The following is an 18,656-nucleotide window of genomic DNA, read 5'->3' as shown; positions in this document are numbered from 1 at the left end:
GCATGTTTAGAGAAAGCTCGCCGATCGCCTATGATGCGCCGGCCGAACTGAAGAAGTGGCCATCGCTGAAGGGCCAGCGCCTCAAGGACCGAGGCCCGCCCTATCTCGTCTACAACGGCACGCTCGCCGAATGCGTGCGCGAGCTGATGGCAAAGCCCATCAAGGGCATCTCGCTGTACGACATCATGACGAGGCCGCAGCCGGCCTTCGACCAAACCGTGCTGTCGCCTGGCGATGCCGCCGAGATCGCAATGCGCAAGGACTTTCCCAAGGACTAGCCGCGCCTCCGTCTGGGGACGACGATTGTCTTGCAAGTAGGCTACATCCGCGAGCTCTTTGCGAGCGGCCTGTTCTGCGCAGGCGTTGTCGCTTCTCCCGGCCGGTCCAGAAACGCCACCGGCGTTCCGCGCTTGATGTTCGCACTGAGCGCCAGCGCATCCCAGTTGGTCAGCCGGACGCAACCGTGCGAAGCCGACTTGCTCACCTTGCCGGGATCGGGGGTGCCGTGAATGCCATAGCCTTCGGCGGACAGGTTGATCCAGGTCGAGCCGACAGGGTTGTTCGGGCCGGGCCTGATCGTGAAAGGCCTTCTCGATTTCACGCCCTTGAACCTGTAATCCGGATTGTAGCGATAGGTCGGATTTTGATTGATGGCCGTCACTTTCAGCGTGCCGCTCGGCGTCGGCTTCTCTGAACTGCCGACTGTCGCAGGATAGAACGCGAGCAGCTTTCCGCTGGCGTCGAACGCCCTCAGCGTCTGCCGCGCCTTGTCGATCTCGACGCGTGCGACCGGCATCGCATTCGGCTGCCCAATGACATTTGCAACGGCGATCATCTCGCCCGCCTTGTCGAACTTTTTTCCGGGGTTGATAGCGCTGAGCAACGCCTCGCTCATGTGGAATTTCTCCGCGAGCGCTTCGCGCGGACTCGTGTAGTTCAGCGCCGCGAGACTCTTCATGGCCTCCATCTTCGCCGGCAGCTTCTTGAGAAACGGTCCCTTCACATCTGCTTCCGTGATCCTGTAGTCGACGATGACCGGGCCGTCGCTCGTCGCCGTGAGCTTGTCCCAGAGATGCGGCGTGATCGTCTTCTCGAGATTTAGCTCATTTGCTTCGGCAAAAGCGGACAACGCCTTCTGCGCGTTCTCGCCGAGCTTGCCGTCGATCTCGCCGGGCGAGAAGTGCGCCCGGTCGAGCAGGATCTGAAGCTTGACGACGGAGCTGCTCGGCTTATCGGAGCCTGTCGGCTTCGCGGGCATGACCGCGTCGTTGATCGCAGCGGCATCGAGGCCACCTGCGATGACAGGCGTCACCGCAAGGAACGAGAGCACCACGGCGGCAAGCGTTCGCAACATGCTGCATCCTCAGCCAGGGACTTCTCCGTAAAGTCACGGAACGCGACGAAGTTCCAGAGCGAGGAAAATACGGTGTTCCTGCACGGAACAGCAAAGATCGCAGCTTCGCCGCAATCGACTCGTCAAAAAGTCCCTATCCGCAGCGCATTTGCGGCCAACCCAGCTACAATTGAGGCTCACCCAAGCAATGCGATTTGTTTTCGCGGCGCTCGCCGCGTTCCTCGTCCTGATGCTCGACCTCGATGGACCGGCCAATCCGCCATCGAGCGCCAACACTCTCCTCATCGCAATCAGTCCATCCGAACAAATCTCCACCGCCTTCGCAGCGCTGTTTGAAAGGGCCAAGGCCGACGAGCAGTCGAATGCGACACCCGCACAAGAGAATTCTGCCCCGTCAGACGCGCCGGCGGATACCAGCACCGAACGCAAGGCGGAAGGGTCGCCGCACGATGCATTCTGTCACGCACTGCGCGAGGCCGCCGAGAACAGCGAAATCCCGGTCCCGTTCTTTGCACGCCTGATCTGGCAAGAGAGCCGCTTCCGCTCGAACGAGGTCAGCCACGCCGGGGCGCGAGGCGTCGCGCAATTCATGCCGGAAACCGCAGCCGAAGTCGGGCTCGACGATCCCTTTGATCCGTTCAAGGCGCTGCCCGCGTCCGCAAGGCTGCTGCGCAAGCTGCGTGATGATTTCGGCAATCTTGGCCTCGCCGCAGCCGCCTACAACGCCGGCAGCGGCCGCATCCAGAAATGGCTGGCGAAGCAGAGCGCACTTCCGCGCGAGACACGTGATTACGTCCGCATCATCACCGGCACCAGGGCGGAAGACTGGATCGAGGACGCCGACATGCTCGCGATCCGAATTGATCTTCCCAGCGAAGCGCCGTGCGAAGGCGTCGGCGGGTTATCCAAGACCAAGGAGGTCGCGTTCGTCTCGGCCTCACCTGCAGCAAGTGTCACGGCACTAATCCAGAAGGCGCAAGCCGCGGTGGCCACGGCAAAGCTCGCCGCGTACCAAGCACGCAAGCGGCTCGCACTGGTGCTCAAGAAAAGCACACCGTCGGCCAGTGCTACGCGGCTCGGTAAGGCGCGCAGCATGATCGCCGCACGCGCGGCGAGAAGCGCAAAGACCCACGCCGTTCGCATCGCATTGCGCGAGCGATCTTCGAGCTGATACGGAAGCCCCTCGACGATCTTTTGCTGGCTTCCGACCTGTGTTGAAATGCACGCAAGACGGACAGGCCACGGAACCTGCGATGTCGTTGAAGAGTGCCGGGATCATCGCCTATCGGATGCGGCCATCGGGCATCGAGGTCCTGCTCGTACATCCCGGCGGGCCATTCTGGCGCAACAAGGATCTGGGTGCCTGGTCGATCCCGAAGGGCGAATATCTTGAGGGCCAGAACGCCGAGGCAGCCGCGCGGCGGGAGTTCGCCGAGGAGCTCGGATTCGAGCTGACGGTGCCGCTGCTCGAGCTCGGTCAGGTCAAGCAACGCGGCGGCAAGATTGTCACGGCGTTCGCCACGAAGTTCGATATCGATCCGCAGTCTATTCGCAGCAACACGTTCGAGATCGAATGGCCACCGCGCAGCGGCAAGCGGCGGCGCTTTCCCGAGGTCGACCGCGCCGAATGGTTCGTGCTCGATACGGCACACGAGAAGATCAATGCGGGCCAGCGTCCGCTGCTCGATCGGCTGGCGCAGCGCGTCGACGGCGGCTCGGGATAGCTCGCGTTGGCGCGCCGCGCCAACGCCTCAGGGCAAAATCTCGAAAACAACCCCATGCAAAGTAGCCGGATGTCGCCGGCATGATCGACTTCGTCTTTTACGAAATCATTTGACACGTCGGGCAAATCAGTGGCAAATTGCCATCATCTCGAAATCCCCAGGACGCCCATTCCCTTCCGGTACTGCCCGCTCAGACCGGCTTCTCGTCATCCGTCACCGGCGAGGTGACCACCAGGAACACGAGATCGACCAGGCCTGAGTTGGAAATCGCGTGTTCGACACCAGGCGGCAGGAAGATGACGTCGTGCTTGCGCACGACACGGTTCTTGCCCGCGATCTCCATCAACCCCTCGCCTTCGAGGACGTGGTAGACCTGCTCCTGCACCTTGTGATGGTGGCGGGCGACATGAGCCATCGGCTGGTACATCGAGATACGGTAGTCGATGTGACGCGAGCCCGAATTCTCCGGCATCACCAGCGGTTTCGACAAGGCGCCGCCGAAATGGTTGGGGAATTCGCGCCAGGGCACTTCGGCGATGTTACGGATGAAGGCGCCGTTGGTTTCATCTGCCATGATCGAACTCCCTTCCGGATCAGTTCACGAGCGCGCCACCATCGACATAGACGATCGATCCGGTGGCGAAGCCGTTGACCATGAAGCTCAGGATCTGCTGCGCGATGTCTTCGGCTGCGCCGACGCGGCCAACCGGCAGCGCGGCGGCCGTCTTCGCCAGCATCTCGCGCCGCGCCGCTTCCGGCATCGCGGCGCGGATCGGCGTGTCGACCACGCCCGGCGACACCGCATTGACGCGCACCGGCGCAAGCTCCAGCGCGAGGGCTCGTGCCAGCGATTCCAGCGCACCGTTCGCGGCGCTGATGATCGCCGAGTTCGGACGCGGCCGCACGCTGAGAAAGCCGGTGACCAGCGTGAGCGAGCCGCCAGGCCTGATCTCTGCCTCGCGCGCCACGCGCCAGGCACCCCAGAACTTTCCTTCCATCGTGCCGCGCACGTCGTCCATGGCGACCGTCTTGAACGGACCCGTCTTGAGCTGTGCCGCGGTCAGAACGACGTGATCGACCGCGCCGGTGCGTCGGAACAGATCGGCGACGCTCCCATCGCTGGTCACGTCGGCCGGGATCGCAATCACATTCAGCCGCTCGGCGACGGCGTCGAGCTTCGCAGCATTGCGTGAGGCGATGATGACGTCCGCGCCCTGCTTCTTGGCGAGCTCGGCTGTGGCAAGCCCAATGCCGGAGGAGCCACCGACCACCACGACCTTCCTGCCTGCGAGCGTCATTCCCGTGTCCCCTGATGTTGCGTCTTGAAAGTCGCGTCGCGCGCGATCAGCCCGGCTGATAGCGCGTGCCGATGCCCGCCTTGCTTTGGCCGAGGCCCGGCAGCTCCCACACGCCGGCCCCGGCCGGGTTGACGTCGGCGGCGATATCAACGTCGATGAGATAGGGCTTGTTGGCCGCGATGCCCTTGCGGATGGCCTCGCCGATATCTGCGGCGCGATCCACCCGCACGCCCTCGACCCCGCAGGAGCGCGCCATCGCCGCGAAATCAGGATTGTAGCGCTGGCCGCTGACAGGGTCCTTGAAGTCCGTCGCGAGCTCGCGGCCGCCGAGATAGCCACGCTGCAAGCCGCGGATCGAAGCATAGGCGTAGTTGTTCCAGACCACCCACACCACGGGCAGATCATATTCGACGGCGGTACCCAGCACGTTGGCATGCATGAAGAAGGCGCCGTCGCCGCACACCGACACACAGGGCCGATCGGGCGCGGCGAACTTCGCACCCATCACCCCGGCGACGCCAAAGCCCATCGGACCAAACCCCATCGAGCCGATCAGCGAATCCGGCCGCTTCGGCTTGCAGAAGCCCAAGAGCCAGTTGTGGTGCACGCCGATGTCACTGACGAGGATGGCGTCCTCCGGGAGCGCCTTGTCGATCTCGGCAGCGGCGCGCTGCGGGTTGATCGGGGTAGTGTCGTCGGAAAAGCCAGGCGCGACGAACTTGTCCCATTCCCTGCGGTAGCCATCGATCCGCGCCAGCCATTTCTTGCGCGCATCGGACTTCCTGAACAGGTTGTCGCGACGATCGAGCTCGGCATGCACCTGCCGCAGGAAGGTGCGGACGTCGGCCATCAGCCCGAGCGCGACCGGATAGTTGCGGCCGATCTCCTCGGGGTCGATGTCGACGTGGATGAGCCGGGTCGGCGGGATGGTGAAGGAATAACCGGGAATCCACGAGCTCGAGGTGCGATCGTCGAAGCGAACGCCGAGGGCGAGCAGCACATCGGCCTGACGCGTTGCGTGATTGGCCTGATAGTGCCCGGCACGCGCGACGAGACCGAGCGCCAGCGGATGACTGACGTCGAGCGCGCCGAGACCAGAGGCTGACGCCGCAACCGGAATCTGCAGCCGCTCGGCGAGCCAGCGGAGCTCGTCCGCAGCACCGCCGTAACGCACGCCCTGCCCGACCAGCATCACAGGGCGCTCGGCAGCGAGCAGCATATCGACCGCCTTGACCACGCCTTCGGGATCGGCGCCGCAGCGGCTGGAGATATTTGCGTTCCAGTCGATCGCCTTCGGTGCTTCTTCCGCGGCCGACTCCATGAAGACATCGAAGGGGACGTCGACCACCACCGGCCCCGGCCGTCCCGTGATCATGGTCTTCCAGGCCTGCCGCACCGCAAGCGGCACCATCTCGCCGCGCGTCGGCTGAAACACCTTCTTGCAGATCGAACGCACCGTGGAGGGAAAATCGGCCTGATGGTGCCGGTACATTTCCTGGAACGCGCCGCGATTGAACTGGCTGGTCGGCACGTTGCCAGTGATCGCCATGAACGGCACGGAATCGAGAAAGGCATTCGCAAGCGAAATCGGCAAATTGGCCGACCCTGGCCCGCAGGAGGTGAAAGTCGCAGTCGGACGCCCGGAGACGCGGTAGTAAACGTCGGCCATGAAGCCGGCGACGCTCTCATGATGAACCGAAATCGTCTTGATCTCGGACGAACGCTCATACAGCGCGTCGATAAACTGGATATTGCCGTGGCCGCACAGCCCGAACACCTGCGGCACCTTCTCCTGGATCAGGTAGTCGACAATGACCTGGGCGCCGTTGAGCATGTTTCGCGACATTCAACTCGTCTCCCTGCGGCCCGACGGCTTCTTTTCGATGCGGCGGCCATCGTTGAGCCGCCGGCACCCTATTTCTCATAATGCTGTACGTCAATTTATATTGTGATAACCTTCGTTCCAGGGAAACGCGCGAGGCTCCGCTGCCAATCGCGTGTTAGTGTCAGGACTCGAGCCATGATGGATTCATCGAAGGGGGCATTTTCCTTGAGATCGCGCACCACGCCCGGCACTCGTGAAAAGCCCGCAAGCCCGCGCAAGGCGGCCATAGCAGAACTGGTCCCGCCGACACCGACGGATGGCGACGACGCCGAGGACAAGCAGCGCGGCGGCGGCGTGCAGTCGCTCGGCCGCGCCTTCTCGATTCTGGAAGAGGTTGCACGGCATCGCGAAGGGATTGGCCTCGCCGAATTGAGCAAGCTCGTCGGCCTGCACAACTCGACCACTTTTCATCTCGCCAAGACGCTGGTCTCGCTCGGCTATCTCCGGCAGGAAAAGGCCAACAAGCGCTATCGCATCGGCCGTCCACTGTTTGCGCTCGCGGCATCCGCGCTCGACGAGATCGAGATGGTCAATGTCGCAACGCCCGTGCTGGAGGATCTGTCGCGGGAGACCAGCGAAAGCAGCCATTTTGCCGTGCGCATGGGCGATGCCGTCATCGTCATCGCGCGCACCAGCGGGCCGGGCGCGTTCCAGCTCACGGACCGTGTCGGCGTGGTACGGCCTGCGCATTGCACGGCACTGGGCAAGATCATTCTTGCCTCGCTGCGTCCCGAACAGCTCAAGCGTTTCCTCGATCGCGCCGAGCTGAAGCCGTCGACGCCGAAATCCATCACCGATCCTGGCGTGCTGATGCGCGAGATCGCCGAGGTGCAGCGTACCGGCGTCGCCTTCGATGATGGCGAGTTCAATTCGGAAGTGCGCTGCGTCGCCGTGCCGGTTTTGGATTTCACCGGACAGGCGATCGGGGCGCTCGGCATTTCCGGACCGATCTGGCGACTGTCCAACCAGGCGCTGCATGCGAGCGCGCAGGTCGTCCAGGTCGCGGCCAACCGTCTCTCCGCGGAGTTCGGCGCCAATACCACGACATCCAAGCCAGCAGCGAAAAAAGTCTAAGTGGCGCGCAAGCGGCGATTTTGCCGGTTGACACCGGCAACCGCGTTCGGGATTATCCTCCAGCATTAAAAAAGCATCTCTCACAATATCGCATAGTCGATACTGAAGGGGGACACCGCGATGCACCGGGGAGGAGGCTTTGAGATGATCCGCACCAGCCGACGGACATTGCTAAGGGCGAGCGCGGCGTTTGCCGGCGCATCCGCGCTTGGATTTCCCGCCATCGCGCGCGCCCAGGTGGAGAAGATCAGGATCGGACACCTGACGCCGCTGACCGGCTTTCTCGGCGTAATCGGCGGCTATGCCCAGCTCGGCGTGAAGCTCGCCGCCGACGAGATCAACCAGTCCGGTGGCATCCTGGGCAAGCAGATCGATCTGCTCTCCGAAGACTCCGTCAACCCCGCGACCGCCGCGACCAAGGCGCAGCGGATGCTGGAACAGGATGGCGCCGTCGTGCTGCTCGGGGAGATCTCGTCGGCGTCCTCGCTCACGATCATGCAGGTCGCCGAGCGCAACAAGAAGGTGTTCTTCTCGACCGGCGCGCGCTCCGACGCGCTGCGCGGCAAGAACTGCAACAAATATTCCTTCCACTGCGACATCCCCAACACCGTGATGGTCAATGCGGTTGGCACCGCGCTGTCGCAGAAGGGCATGGTGAAGGGTAAGAAATTCTTCACGCTCACCGCCGACTACATCTTCGGTCATGACCTGTTGAAGGCGGCCAAGGCCTTCTTCGGCACGCACGAGGCCAATCTGATCGGCGACGAGCTGATCGCGACCGACGTCACCGATTTCAGCCCGTATCTTCTGAAAGCGCGTCAAGCCAAGCCCGATGTGGTGTGCTGCAACCTCGCCGGCAACCAGGTCACCAATCTCGTCAAGCAATATGCCGAGTTCGGCCTGCCCTATCCGCTGGTCGGCTTCAATCTCAACACCGGCGATGCCTGGGCGGCGGGCGCCGGCAATCTCAGCGGCACCTGGCCGACAGTCTGGTATCACACGCTGGACAATCCGACCTCGAAGGCGTTCGTCACGGCCTTCAGCAAGAAGTACGGCAAGCCGCCGGAAAACCACGCCTGGATCGACTATGTGACGCTCAAGCTGCTCGCGGAGGCGATCAACACGACCAAGTCGACCGACAGCGGCGAGCTGATCGGCTATTTCGAGAAGCAGTCCGAGTTCGACATCGGCAAGGCGCGCAAGGCCTATTTCCGCTCCTGGGATCATCAGCTCGTGCAGGAGGCCTATCCGTTCACGGTGAAGCCGAAGGAGCAGATGAAGGACCAGTGGGACATGCTGGTGCTGGGCGACGCCGTGCCGGCGGCGAACGATCCTCTCGAACAGATCTATCCGACCAGGGAACAGAATCCCTGCGAGATGAAGGCCTGACGCACGCTCTCGCGCAAAATGGTCAGTGGCGCCAGCGGCGTCGGCAGAGCAGCCGGCGCCGCTTTGCCAGGGTGATGGACGCAACATGCAGTTCGAGTTCTTGCTGGAACAGGTGGTGAATGGCCTCGTGCTCGGCGGCTATTACCTGCTCATCGCGCTCGGGCTGTCGCTGATCTTCTCCGTCGGCGGCATCGTCAATCTCGCGCACGGCGCCTTCTATGCGCTCGGCGCCTATGTCTTCGTCGAGCTGACGCATCGCCTCAGTTTCGGCGCGTCAGTGGTGATCTCGCCACTTGCCGTGGCGCTGCTCGGCATCCTCTTCGAGCGCTTCATCCTGCGCCGTTTCTATACGTCCGACCCGATCCTCAGTCTTCTTGTGACCTTCGGCCTTGCCATGGTTGCCGAGCAGGCGATCCGCATGATCTGGGGCGCGGCGCCGGTGTCGGCCGAGATCCCGCAAAGCTTTCGCGGCTCGGTGATCGTCGGTGATTTTCTGTTTTCGCGCTATCGCCTGCTGATCTTGGCGGTGGTGGCAGTGGTGCTCGTCGGCATCTGGCTGCTCCTGCACAAGACCTCGTTCGGACGCGTGGTGCGCGCCGGCATCCAGCGGCCGGACATGGTGGCCGCGCTCGGCATTCGGCTTCAGCCCTACATGACCGCAATCGTCATGCTCGGCGTCGGCATGGCCGCGCTCGGCGGCGCGTTCTTCGCGCCGATCACGACCGTGCATCCGGCGATGGGCGCCGAGATCATGACGGTCGCCTTCGTCGTCGTCGTGATCGGCGGCCTCGGCAGCTTTTGGGGCGTCGTCATCGCCGCCCTGCTCGTCGGCGTCGTGCGCGGCATCGCCATTCATTTCGAGCCGGCCGCGGGCGAAGCCTCGATCTACATCCTGATGTTCCTGGTGCTACTGGTGCGACCGCGCGGCCTGCTCGGCGAACGCATCGAGAAGTTCGAATGAGGCGGGCGTCCACCTTCGACAAGCTGAAACCGCTGCTGATCGCGGCGATCGCAGTGATCGCACTGCCGTTCGTGCTGAGGGCCCTCGGCCTGTCACTCAACACCGGCACCTGGGTGATCGGCCTTGCGATCGCCACCATGGGGCTCAACCTCTGCATCGGTTACACCGGCCTCGTCTCCTTCGGCCACAGCACCTGGTTCGGCGTGGGCGCGTACGCGGCAGGCCTGATCCAGCTCCGCTTCTTTCCGGGCGAGATCTGGCTGCCGCTGCTGCTCTCGACGGTTATCGTCGGCGCGGCATCGGCGGTCGTCGGCGCGCTGATCCTGCGCCGGCGCGGCGTTTATTTCTCGCTTTTGACGTTGGCGCTCGCGGCACTGGTCTATACGACGGCGTTCCGCTGGACGAGCCTGACCGGTGGTGAGGACGGTCTCGGCGGGCTGAAGCGCGGCCACGTCGGCCCGCTCGATCTCGACAATGCGGTGGCCTATTACGCCGTCGTCGCCACGATCGGCCTCGTCGTCCTCTACCTCCTGTTGCGCCTGGCGCGCTCGCCGTTCGGCCATGTGCTGGTCGCGATCCGCGAGAACCAGCTGCGCGCGACGTTCCAGGGCTATCCGGTCGAACGCTACAAGCTCGCGGTCTTCGTGATCTCGGCGGTAGTCACCGGCATTGCCGGCGCGCTGATCGCGTTCCTGAACTATCTCGTCTCGGCGGAGGCCGTCTCCGTCCCGTTTGCCGGCGAGCTTCTTGCGATGGTCGTGATCGGCGGCATGCGCAGCATGCTCGGCCCCGCATTAGGCGCGTTGTTCTTCATCCTGTTCCGCGAGTTGTTCTCGATCTGGACGTCGGACTGGTTGCTCTGGTTCGGCATCACCTTCGTCGCCTTCGTGATGTTTTCGCCCGGCGGCCTCGTCGGCATCGGCGCGCTGATCATGCGTCGCATCCAGCCTGCCAGCGAAGAGTCGGCAGCGATGAGCCGGCGCAAGATCTATGATGGCCTGCCGCTGCCGGCCTTCCTGCGGACCGAGGCGCTGAAGGGCACGGTGCTCGAGGTGAGCGGCGTCTCGAAAAAGTTCGGCGGCATCCGTGCCGTGCACGATGCGAGCATCAGCATCAGTGCCGGCGAAATCCACGCGCTGATCGGGCCGAACGGCGCCGGCAAGACCACGCTGTTCAACCTGGTCTCCGGCCTTTACGCGCCCGACCAGGGCAGCATCCGCCTCAACGGCCGTGAGGTTGCGGGCGTACCATCGAACCTGATCTGCCATCGGGGGCTGGCACGCTCGTTCCAGATCACAAACCTGTTCCGCGGCCTCACCATTTACGAGAACCTAAGGCTCTCGCTTCAGGCGCGCCGGCCGATGCGCTTCAACATCTGGAACGACATCGACGCGTACGAAGAGATCCACGCCGAGACGGCTGAGCTGATCAAATTCCTCGGGCTCGAAGGCATCGAGGAGATTGAGGGCGGCGAGCTCTCCTATGGCGGGCAGCGACTTGTTGATTTGGGCATCGCGCTCGGCTGCAAGCCGCAGGTGCTGCTGCTCGACGAGCCGCTCGCGGGCCTTGCCGCCGCCGAGCGCGAGCGCGTCTCCAACCTCGTCAAGAACATCGCCGCCAACATCCCGGTGCTGATCGTCGAGCACGACATCGACCGCGTGCTCGGCTTCTCAGCCGTCGTCACCGTGATGAACCAGGGCGAAGTGCTGATGTCGGACTGCCCCAATGCGGTGCGCGCAGATCTGCGGGTGCAGGAGATCTACACCGGCACGGGCATCCCCGCCGTCGCGCATCAGCGCAGCGATGATGCCGCAAGCGCGACAAAGCCGATCCTGCGCTTCGAGCACGTCAACACGTTTTACGGCAAGAGCCACATTCTGAACGACGCCTCGCTCGACGTGCGCGAGGGCGAGATCGTCGCGCTCCTGGGTCGCAACGGCGCCGGCAAGTCGACGCTGCTGAAAACGCTCGCAGGCCTCGTGCCCGCGGCATCCGGCAGCATCGACTATCGCGGCGAGGACATCGTGCACCTCGACGCGCCCGACATCGCGCGCCGCGGCATCGGCTATGTGCCGCAGGGCCGCGGCCTGTTCGCCGGCATGACCGTCCGGGAGAACCTCGCGCTCGGCCGCCTCGCACGCAAGACCGACGGCAGCGACGGCGTGGTCTGGGACGAGGCGCAGATCCTGCGCACCTTCCCGCGACTGAAGGAGCGCATGAACGTCGCGGCAGATTATCTGTCCGGCGGCGAGCAGCAGATGGTGGCGGTCGCCCGGGCGATGTCCGGCAATGTTCGCCTGCTGCTGCTCGATGAGCCCTTCGAGGGGCTTGCACCGGCGGTGACGCTCGAGCTCTTCAAGGTTTTCGACCAGCTCCGGCGACACACGTCGATCGTGATCGTCGAGCACAATCTCGACCTCGTGCTCGCGCTCGCCGATCGCGTCTTCGCGCTGGAGCGCGGCGCGGTATTCCACCAGGGCCCAGCCAAGCCGCTTCTGACTGACCTCAGCTATCGCAAGCAGATCCTGTGGCTTTAAGCTGCGAGGCGCGCCATGTCAGGCCGGTTTGGCCAGCCCCATCAAAACTCTCGAAGACAACCCCGATGCAAAGTAGCGGGGACGGGAGGCACAGGCCTTACGATTTTACGAAATCCTTTGACACGTCGGGCAAATCACCGGCATAATGCCATCATTGCCAAATCCCTGAAGCGACCCACGGCGTGCCCGGCAACGGCGCGTCGCGACACCTTGCGCGCAAAACATCCTCAACGACATCAGCAATCGGTCCGGCGGGCCGCGGACAGGCGATCGGCCTGGCGCGCATCCACCCACGCGCCTGCGCCGACCCAAGGAAGCAGCGACATGACGCCCTCTTCGAACCACAACACCGCGGCAATCGCAGCAGGCGATCGACCGCAAACGACAGAATTCCCGAGGATCAAGTTCTCCAAACGCGGCTTTGAGATCGACCATCCGGATCTGGAGACGGGCGAACGGCTGATGGCTGAGACGTTCGGGGTCGCCGACAGCGACGCCATGTACGGCATTCTCAAGCAACTGTTGAAGGCGAGCGTGAACGGCAACAAGCTCGACCACGCCAACCTCGCCTTCATGATTTCGATGATGCAGGGCATCAAGCCCCGGGATGCCATCGAGGCCATGCTGGCGGCGCAGATGATCGCCGTGCACGTTACCGCGATGCGAAGTGCGCATCATCTCGCCAGCGCCGGCGACATCCAGTGCCAGGACAGCGCCGCCCGTGCGCTCGGCAAGCTCGTACGTACGTTTCCGGCCCAGATCGAGGCGCTCAACCGCTACCGGAACAAGGGCGAGCCGGCCATCACCGTGCAAAACCTGTCGGTGCAGGACGGCGGCAAGGCCATTGTCGGCAACGTCACGCAGCACGCGCGCATGATCGTGTCGGAGGCGAGCCCGGTAGCCGCGCTAGCGAATGCGCGGACGGTCCCGATGACACCTGTCGGCGGACGGGACCCCGTCGACGCAAGCCAAGATGCCTCCGCATGAGCGGCGGTCACGCCCGCACCACGAGCGCGATGCTGGCAAGCCCGCGCTGCGGCGCCAGAACGCGCGGCGGCGGCATCTGTCGCGCACCGGCAACGCAGGGTAAGAGGCGCTGCCGAATGCACGGCGGCGCGGAGAGATCGGGCGCGCCACGGGGAAACAGGAATGCCCGGAAGCATGGGCTGTTCACGAAGAAGGCCATGGCCGAGCAAAAGCAAATTCAGGAATTGTTGAGTGAGACGCGGAGACTGCTCAGGGAGCTCAAGTGAGACTGGCCGATTGCTCCGAGCGGGCGGCCCTTTTCGTCCTGCATTGACCCTTGATGTCACCATTCAATGGACTGCGCGCCTCCGCGGAAGAGGCGATTATCGTTGCTATCCGGCTGCCTCGCAGGCGATGCTCTCCCAACGGGTTCACTCGGTCGCCCGAGCGACACACAGAGGGGAGACAACATGAACTTCGCTTCTGCCGCCGCATTGACACTTATCGGCTGCCTCGCCGGCTTCAATTCAGCAAACGCACAAGGAGCCGCTATGAAAACGACGCCGACGACCAAAATTCTCGCCATCGGGACAATCAATCCCGGTTTTGAACAATCGCAGGTGTTTGCTGTCCTACCGGAGGAAGTTCGGGAAACTGTCGACCTTTACCTCGATGGCAAGATCGAGCAGTGGTACTCGTTACAGGGAAAGCCGGGCGTGGCGTTCATCATCAACGTCACTGATCCGGCGGTCGCTCACGAAATGCTCGAAAAGCTGCCTTTGGGTAAGGCACATATGATGAGCTTCGAACTGATCCCCATTGGCCCGCTCAACCCGCTTCGCTTTTTGCAGGGCATGCAGCCGAAACCTTGAGATATGCAGGGCCTTACTCGGACGTCATCTCGCTACCGCCGACGACGCCAGGGCTCTGCATGCCATGCTCTAAAAGCAGATGAGCGAGACTTGCTCGGAGTCACTTGGCGGCAATGGTCTCCTTGAACAGTTCGACCTTGCCGCAGGCGTTGTCGGTCACCGCAAAGACCTCGAACAGATCGATCTGCGGCTTCATGCCGTAGCGCTGGATGATGCCCTCGAGCCACGGCCCGGAGTAGAACGCCTTGGCGTCCTCGATGCGCTCCCACTGGTACACGCCGCCCGCCCAGCCGCTCTCGGACCAGATGAAGTGCTTGCTGATCAGCCCTGTCACTTCGCGGAAGTTGGGTGCGATCTTGTGAAAGTGCTCGCGACACGCCGCGTAGTCGATCTGCGGCGGCAGTTTGTATCGTACAACGGCGGTAATCATGCGACCTCCTTGCAAGGATGCCCCGGCGCAACATTGATGACATTCCCGCAATCGAGCAAGTGAAGCGAAGGGTCGACATGGATCAAGGGCGCGAAACCCAACCGGTAGCTTGCCGCGAGTAGGTCAACACGATTGACGAGAGCCTTGATCGTCGCGCAGCTATCTCCTTCCAATTTTTTGCGTTAGTGTGAAACGCTTCATACCAGTGCAGCCGACGGGCTCGGATGATGCCCAAAGCAAGAGAGGCGAGCTAAGGCCCCACAAAGCGCCACCCGGTTCCGATGGGTTTTTTCCATTCACACGCGAGTTTGGGAGCAACACATGGAAAAGCGCGAAATTGACAACAGCTTGACGCAAGGTCTGTCCGAGGCAAAGCGAGGTGCCCTCTCTCGCCGCTCGGTGCTCACCTTGGTTTGCACCGTCGGCGCCGCGGCGCCGTTTGGGATGTTCGGAGCAGCTCGCGCGCTGACGGCATCCGGGACTGGATCGCTGTCTGATATTCCGGCCGAGCCCTTTATTTGCCGCGTCGCAGCGAGCAGCGAAGAGCTGCAGGGCCCGCCCCGCCAACTCAAGATCGCCTGGAACGCGAACGCGGCCTGCACAGTCGCTGCGCCAGTCGCCAAGGAACGGGGTATCTTCGCCAAGCACAACCTCGATGTCGATTTCGTCAATTTCGGGGGTTCGACCGACCAGTTGTTGGAGGCGATTGCAACCGGCAAGGCGGATGCTGGTCTAGGATTGGCCCTGCGCTGGCTCAAACCGCTGGAGCAAGGTTTCGACGTTCGGATCACCGCCGGGGTGCATGGCGGCTGCATCCGGCTCCTCGGCTCCAAGGCCGCGAACATTGACAGCCTGGAGTCCCTGCGCGGCAAGGCGATCGCGATCAGCGATCAAGCGAGCCCCGCGAAGAACTTCTTTTCGATCTACTTCGCCAAGAAGGGCATCGATCCGGCCCAAGAGGTGGAGTGGCGCCAGTACCCGGCCAATCTGCTCGCGCTTGCCGTCGATAAGGGCGAAGTGCAGGCGCTGGCCGAGATCGATCCGCTGCCCTATCTGTGGCTCAAGGACGGCAAGCTCAACGAGATCGCGACGAACTTGACGGGTGAATTCGTCGATCGAACCTGCTGCGTTCTCGCGATACGTGGCAGCCTCACCCGAAACGAAATGCCGGTGGCGGCCGCTCTCACACGATCGATACTGGAAGCGGCAGACCGAGTTGCCACCGATCCCGCCGATGCCGCAGCAATCTATTCGGGCTATGGCGGGAAAGGGTCCGTAGAGGATCTCGCCACGATGTATCGCAGCCATACTCACCACAATCATCCCGTCGGCGCGGTGCTCAAGAAGCAGCTTTTACAGTACACCGATGAACTCAAGGCAGTGAACGTCATCAAGCGAAGCACTGATCCGGCCAAGTTCGCCGAACGGATCTATCTTGACGTTCTAAGCTGAGCCGATTGGGAAGATTCGCAGTGAGCTCGGTCATCGACGAAGTGCCGAGGCCATCAGAGAAATCGGGTTTCGGCGTTTTTGAACGTTCAACCACTGGGCCGTTAATCGGCGGACTATCTGTGGCCGCCGCATGGTCTGTGGTTGCCGCGCTCACTGCGTTCTGGCCGGATAGACCCGAAAACGATTGGATCTACACGGACGGCCTCGCCATTGCTTGTGGAGCATTGGCCATTGCCCTTGCCTTGGCGGCCGTTGCCGGCGTTCGTTTTTCTGCTTTTCAGCGTCTCAAGCGGCTTTTCCCCTGGCTGTTCGCGCTTGCGCTGTTTTTGGCTGCCTGGGAGGTCGTGACAGCAAAGCTCGGATTGCTTCCGTTGCCGTTTTTTCCGCCGCCGCAGGCCATCGTCGAAGTCGTCATCGACGACTGGGGGCGGCTGGTTGAAGGCATCTTCGCCTCGGCTCGTCTGCTCGCGACCGGTTATCTTATCGGTGCGGCGGTGGGGTTTGTGACCGGCGTGGCGATCGGCTGGTCGCGGCTCGTCGGCTATTGGATCCACCCAGTCTTGCGATTCATCGGGCCACTGCCCGCGACGGCCTGGCTGCCGCTCGCATTTTTCGTTTTCCCGTCGAGCTTCAGCGCCAGCATTTTCCTGATTGCGCTCGCCACCGGATTCCCGGTCACCGTGCTCACCTGGTCGGGTGTCGCCGGCGTGAAGAGCGCCTATTACGATATCGCGCGGACATTGGGAGCGACTCAGCGTTTCCTCGTGCTCAAGGTCGCCATTCCGGCGGCAATGCCGCATGTCTTCGTTGGCCTGTTCATGGGCCTCGGCAACTCGTTTGCGGTTCTCGTCGTTGCCGAAATGCTGGGCGTGAAGGCGGGGCTCGGCTGGTATCTGCAATGGGCGCAGGGTTGGGCGGCTTACGCCAACATGTACGCCGCGCTGCTGCTCATGGCGTTCCTATGCTCCGGACTGATCACGTTGCTGTTCCGCTTGCGGGACCACCTGCTATCCTGGCAGAAAGGTCTGGTGCGGTGGTAGCGGCGATCGCAAGCGAAAACCCGGTCCGCGGATCCGCGCTGACGCTCCGCGAAGTAAGCCATCGCTTCGATCTCGAAGGGCAACCGCTGCCGGTATTGGACCGCATCAGCCTGCAGGTCGGCCGCGGCGAATTCGTCGCTCTCCTGGGACCGAGTGGGTGCGGAAAATCGACCCTGCTGCGGCTGGTTGCAGGGCTCGACACACCAACAGCCGGCTCCCTGCTAACGGAGGGAAAGGAGATCGAAGCGCCCGATCCGTCGCGCGTCGTCGTTTTTCAAGATCCCACGCTTTACCCATGGCGGACGGTTTGGAGCAACGTTGCTCTGGGCCTGGAGGCACGCGGGTTGCTGCGTTCCCATCGAGGACGTATTGAAGACGCCCTGCGCCTGGTCGGGCTCACGAGTTTCGCCAATGCCTACCCGCACCAGCTTTCCGGCGGCATGGCGCAACGCGCGGCTCTGGCGCGCGCGCTGGTCAACGACCCGAAGCTGCTCATTCTCGACGAGCCATTGGGCCAGCTCGACTCGCTGACGCGCATCGCGATGCAGGCGGAACTTGTATCACTTTGGCAGCGCTCAAGCTTCACGGCGCTGCTGGTCACGCACGATGTCGAGGAGGCGCTCTTGCTTGCCGGCCGCGTCGTCGTGCTGAGCGACCGACCAGCACGGATCAAGGCCGAGATCGTCAACAGCCAGCCCTATCCACGCCACCGGGGCGATCCACGCTTCGTTGAGCTTCGTCGCGAAGTGTTCGAGCATCTCGGCCTCGATGAGGCATGGTAACCGTCAAAGGAGCTCGCCGAGTCCAGAAATCGAGCGAGCGCACGGAGACTTCGATGACCTCCGAATTCAACGTCCACAACGCCGCGGGCTATGAGCAGCTCATGGGCCGCTGGAGTCGACGACTCGCGCGGCTATTCATCGACTTCACAGGGGTTGCCGACGGCGAAAGGATTCTCGACGTCGGCTGCGGCACCGGGAGCTTGACCTTCGCGCTCGCCAAAACCGCTGACCTCGCCGAAATCGCCGCAGTCGACTATTCGCCGGTCTTTGTCGAAGAGGTGATCCGGCGCAACACACACCCGCGAATAAACGTCCGGCAAGCGGATGCCTGCGCCCTGCCCTTCGAGGACGGCGCGTTCGACCGCGCTTTGGCGCTTCTCGTGCTCCACTTCGTTCCCGAAGCCGGCAAGGCAGTAGCCGAGATGCGCCGCGTCGTTCGGTCGGGCGGCGTGGTCGCGGCAGCGGTGTGGGATCATCTCGGCGGCATGCCCGGCATGCGCATGATGGTCGACACGGTGGCGGCACTCGGTGAAAGCGGGCGACAGCTGCGCAGTCGCTATTGCTTTCAACCGATGATGCAGCCGGGAGAACTGAGGCGGAATTTTGTCGAACAGGGTCTCGTGGACGTGGCGGAAATGGAGCTGATGATCCGCATGGACTACCAAAGCTTTGCCGACTATTGGGCGCCGATTGCCGCTGGCGAAGGGCCGCTCGGCAAATATGTGGCATCGCTCGACGCTACGGAGCGAGCGCGCACCGACGCCGCCGTGCGCGATGCCTACGAGGCTGGCCGGCCCGATGGCCCGAGGTCCTTTGCAAACGTCGCCTGGGCCTGCCGTGGCATCGTTCCCTAGCTCGACCCGCCTCAAGAAGTTCCGCACCGCGAATTCGC

The 18,656-nt window shown here is 63.1% G+C and carries 19 protein-coding genes; 14 read left to right on the top strand and 5 right to left on the bottom strand.

Annotated elements, in window-relative coordinates; all coding sequences use genetic code 11:
- Positions 1 to 2: 2 nt before the first annotated feature.
- Positions 3 to 278 (top strand): hypothetical protein, encoded by a 276-nt coding sequence (locus SO180_RS18315; RefSeq protein WP_449380236.1) that lies wholly within the window; start codon positions 3 to 5, stop codon positions 276 to 278.
- Positions 279 to 319: 41 nt separating this feature from the next.
- Here SO180_RS18315 and SO180_RS18310 read toward each other — a convergent pair whose 3' ends face one another.
- A complete protein-coding gene (locus SO180_RS18310) occupies positions 320 to 1,354 on the bottom strand; it encodes a L,D-transpeptidase (RefSeq protein WP_449380235.1) in 1,035 nt (344 codons plus the stop codon).
- 187 nt (positions 1,355 to 1,541) lie between these two features.
- Between SO180_RS18310 and SO180_RS18305 the strand changes: the two genes are divergently transcribed.
- Both SO180_RS18305 and SO180_RS18300 read left to right on the top strand, forming a co-directional pair.
- Positions 1,542 to 2,525 (top strand): lytic transglycosylase domain-containing protein, encoded by a 984-nt coding sequence (locus SO180_RS18305; RefSeq protein ID WP_449380234.1) that lies wholly within the window; start codon positions 1,542 to 1,544, stop codon positions 2,523 to 2,525.
- An 82-nt stretch (positions 2,526 to 2,607) separates the two neighbouring features.
- Positions 2,608 to 3,078 (top strand): NUDIX hydrolase, encoded by a 471-nt coding sequence (locus SO180_RS18300; protein ID WP_449380233.1) that lies wholly within the window; start codon positions 2,608 to 2,610, stop codon positions 3,076 to 3,078.
- A 190-nt stretch (positions 3,079 to 3,268) separates the two neighbouring features.
- Here the strand turns inward: SO180_RS18300 and SO180_RS18295 are convergent, their stop codons facing one another.
- The 3 genes from SO180_RS18295 to SO180_RS18285 are packed head-to-tail and all read right to left on the bottom strand — an operon-like array spanning position 3,269 to position 6,222.
- Complete coding sequence (locus SO180_RS18295) at positions 3,269 to 3,652, bottom strand: cupin domain-containing protein (RefSeq protein ID WP_449380232.1); 384 nt, start codon at positions 3,650 to 3,652, stop codon at positions 3,269 to 3,271.
- A 19-nt stretch (positions 3,653 to 3,671) separates the two neighbouring features.
- Positions 3,672 to 4,376, bottom strand: coding sequence for an SDR family oxidoreductase (locus SO180_RS18290; RefSeq protein ID WP_449380231.1), 705 nt, complete (start codon positions 4,374 to 4,376; stop codon positions 3,672 to 3,674).
- Between the two features lie 46 nt (positions 4,377 to 4,422).
- Entirely contained in the window at positions 4,423 to 6,222 is a 1,800-nt protein-coding gene (locus SO180_RS18285; RefSeq protein WP_449380230.1) for a thiamine pyrophosphate-binding protein, read from the bottom strand.
- A 174-nt stretch (positions 6,223 to 6,396) separates the two neighbouring features.
- On the opposite strand from SO180_RS18285, the gene SO180_RS18280 reads away from it, so the two are divergent.
- The 7 genes from SO180_RS18280 (at position 6,397) to SO180_RS18250 (ending at position 14,060) form a co-directional block, all read left to right on the top strand.
- Positions 6,397 to 7,335, top strand: coding sequence for an IclR family transcriptional regulator (locus tag SO180_RS18280; RefSeq protein WP_449380229.1), 939 nt, complete (start codon positions 6,397 to 6,399; stop codon positions 7,333 to 7,335).
- A gap of 144 nt (positions 7,336 to 7,479) precedes the next feature.
- On the top strand, positions 7,480 to 8,724 hold the full coding sequence (locus SO180_RS18275) for an ABC transporter substrate-binding protein (protein WP_449380228.1): 1,245 nt from the start codon (positions 7,480 to 7,482) through the stop codon (positions 8,722 to 8,724).
- An 85-nt stretch (positions 8,725 to 8,809) separates the two neighbouring features.
- Complete coding sequence (locus SO180_RS18270; RefSeq protein ID WP_449380227.1) at positions 8,810 to 9,685, top strand: branched-chain amino acid ABC transporter permease; 876 nt, start codon at positions 8,810 to 8,812, stop codon at positions 9,683 to 9,685.
- Positions 9,682 to 12,222: a branched-chain amino acid ABC transporter ATP-binding protein/permease gene (locus SO180_RS18265; RefSeq protein ID WP_449380226.1), complete on the top strand. Its 2,541-nt coding sequence runs from the start codon at positions 9,682 to 9,684 to the stop codon at positions 12,220 to 12,222. The genes SO180_RS18270 and SO180_RS18265 overlap by 4 nt, the downstream gene beginning before the upstream one ends.
- Before the next feature lie 324 nt (positions 12,223 to 12,546).
- Positions 12,547 to 13,209, top strand: coding sequence for a hypothetical protein (locus tag SO180_RS18260; protein WP_449380225.1), 663 nt, complete (start codon positions 12,547 to 12,549; stop codon positions 13,207 to 13,209).
- Positions 13,206 to 13,475: an HGGxSTG domain-containing protein gene (locus tag SO180_RS18255; RefSeq protein ID WP_449380224.1), complete on the top strand. Its 270-nt coding sequence runs from the start codon at positions 13,206 to 13,208 to the stop codon at positions 13,473 to 13,475. Before SO180_RS18260 ends, SO180_RS18255 begins: the two co-directional genes overlap by 4 nt.
- A 183-nt stretch (positions 13,476 to 13,658) precedes the next feature.
- Positions 13,659 to 14,060, top strand: a complete 402-nt coding sequence (locus tag SO180_RS18250; RefSeq protein ID WP_449380223.1) for a hypothetical protein — start codon at positions 13,659 to 13,661, stop codon at positions 14,058 to 14,060.
- 100 nt (positions 14,061 to 14,160) lie between these two features.
- Here SO180_RS18250 and SO180_RS18245 read toward each other — a convergent pair whose 3' ends face one another.
- The gene (locus SO180_RS18245) at positions 14,161 to 14,490 is read right to left on the bottom strand and encodes a hypothetical protein (protein WP_449380222.1); all 330 of its coding nucleotides are present in this window, start codon (positions 14,488 to 14,490) and stop codon (positions 14,161 to 14,163) included.
- A 321-nt stretch (positions 14,491 to 14,811) separates the two neighbouring features.
- Between SO180_RS18245 and SO180_RS18240 the strand changes: the two genes are divergently transcribed.
- The 4 genes from SO180_RS18240 (at position 14,812) to SO180_RS18225 (ending at position 18,618) form a co-directional block, all read left to right on the top strand.
- Positions 14,812 to 15,942 (top strand): ABC transporter substrate-binding protein, encoded by a 1,131-nt coding sequence (locus SO180_RS18240; RefSeq protein ID WP_449380221.1) that lies wholly within the window; start codon positions 14,812 to 14,814, stop codon positions 15,940 to 15,942.
- 104 nt (positions 15,943 to 16,046) lie between these two features.
- The gene (locus SO180_RS18235; protein WP_449380260.1) at positions 16,047 to 16,982 is read left to right on the top strand and encodes an ABC transporter permease; all 936 of its coding nucleotides are present in this window, start codon (positions 16,047 to 16,049) and stop codon (positions 16,980 to 16,982) included.
- Positions 16,976 to 17,764 (top strand): ABC transporter ATP-binding protein, encoded by a 789-nt coding sequence (locus tag SO180_RS18230; protein ID WP_449380220.1) that lies wholly within the window; start codon positions 16,976 to 16,978, stop codon positions 17,762 to 17,764. Before SO180_RS18235 ends, SO180_RS18230 begins: the two co-directional genes overlap by 7 nt.
- A gap of 53 nt (positions 17,765 to 17,817) precedes the next feature.
- Entirely contained in the window at positions 17,818 to 18,618 is an 801-nt protein-coding gene (locus SO180_RS18225) for a class I SAM-dependent methyltransferase (protein ID WP_449380219.1), read from the top strand.
- Positions 18,619 to 18,656 lie beyond the last annotated feature (38 nt).

The sequence above is a fragment of the Bradyrhizobium sp. UFLA05-112 genome (genome assembly GCF_053572325.1).
This window is presented reverse-complemented; position numbering and strand designations above follow the sequence as displayed.

Excerpts from the sequence above, each read along its gene's own strand:
- SO180_RS18315 (WP_449380236.1), top strand. The coding sequence starts at position 3 with ATGTTTAGAGAAAGCTCGCCGATCGCCTATGATGCGCCGGCCGAACTG.
- SO180_RS18310 (WP_449380235.1), bottom strand. The coding sequence starts at position 1,354 with ATGTTGCGAACGCTTGCCGCCGTGGTGCTCTCGTTCCTTGCGGTGACG.
- SO180_RS18305 (WP_449380234.1), top strand. The coding sequence starts at position 1,542 with ATGCGATTTGTTTTCGCGGCGCTCGCCGCGTTCCTCGTCCTGATGCTC.
- SO180_RS18300 (WP_449380233.1), top strand. The coding sequence starts at position 2,608 with ATGTCGTTGAAGAGTGCCGGGATCATCGCCTATCGGATGCGGCCATCG.
- SO180_RS18295 (WP_449380232.1), bottom strand. The coding sequence starts at position 3,652 with ATGGCAGATGAAACCAACGGCGCCTTCATCCGTAACATCGCCGAAGTG.
- SO180_RS18290 (WP_449380231.1), bottom strand. The coding sequence starts at position 4,376 with ATGACGCTCGCAGGCAGGAAGGTCGTGGTGGTCGGTGGCTCCTCCGGC.
- SO180_RS18285 (WP_449380230.1), bottom strand. The coding sequence starts at position 6,222 with ATGTCGCGAAACATGCTCAACGGCGCCCAGGTCATTGTCGACTACCTG.
- SO180_RS18280 (WP_449380229.1), top strand. The coding sequence starts at position 6,397 with ATGATGGATTCATCGAAGGGGGCATTTTCCTTGAGATCGCGCACCACG.
- SO180_RS18275 (WP_449380228.1), top strand. The coding sequence starts at position 7,480 with ATGATCCGCACCAGCCGACGGACATTGCTAAGGGCGAGCGCGGCGTTT.
- SO180_RS18270 (WP_449380227.1), top strand. The coding sequence starts at position 8,810 with ATGCAGTTCGAGTTCTTGCTGGAACAGGTGGTGAATGGCCTCGTGCTC.
- SO180_RS18265 (WP_449380226.1), top strand. The coding sequence starts at position 9,682 with ATGAGGCGGGCGTCCACCTTCGACAAGCTGAAACCGCTGCTGATCGCG.
- SO180_RS18260 (WP_449380225.1), top strand. The coding sequence starts at position 12,547 with ATGACGCCCTCTTCGAACCACAACACCGCGGCAATCGCAGCAGGCGAT.
- SO180_RS18255 (WP_449380224.1), top strand. The coding sequence starts at position 13,206 with ATGAGCGGCGGTCACGCCCGCACCACGAGCGCGATGCTGGCAAGCCCG.
- SO180_RS18250 (WP_449380223.1), top strand. The coding sequence starts at position 13,659 with ATGAACTTCGCTTCTGCCGCCGCATTGACACTTATCGGCTGCCTCGCC.
- SO180_RS18245 (WP_449380222.1), bottom strand. The coding sequence starts at position 14,490 with ATGATTACCGCCGTTGTACGATACAAACTGCCGCCGCAGATCGACTAC.
- SO180_RS18240 (WP_449380221.1), top strand. The coding sequence starts at position 14,812 with ATGGAAAAGCGCGAAATTGACAACAGCTTGACGCAAGGTCTGTCCGAG.
- SO180_RS18225 (WP_449380219.1), top strand. The coding sequence starts at position 17,818 with ATGACCTCCGAATTCAACGTCCACAACGCCGCGGGCTATGAGCAGCTC.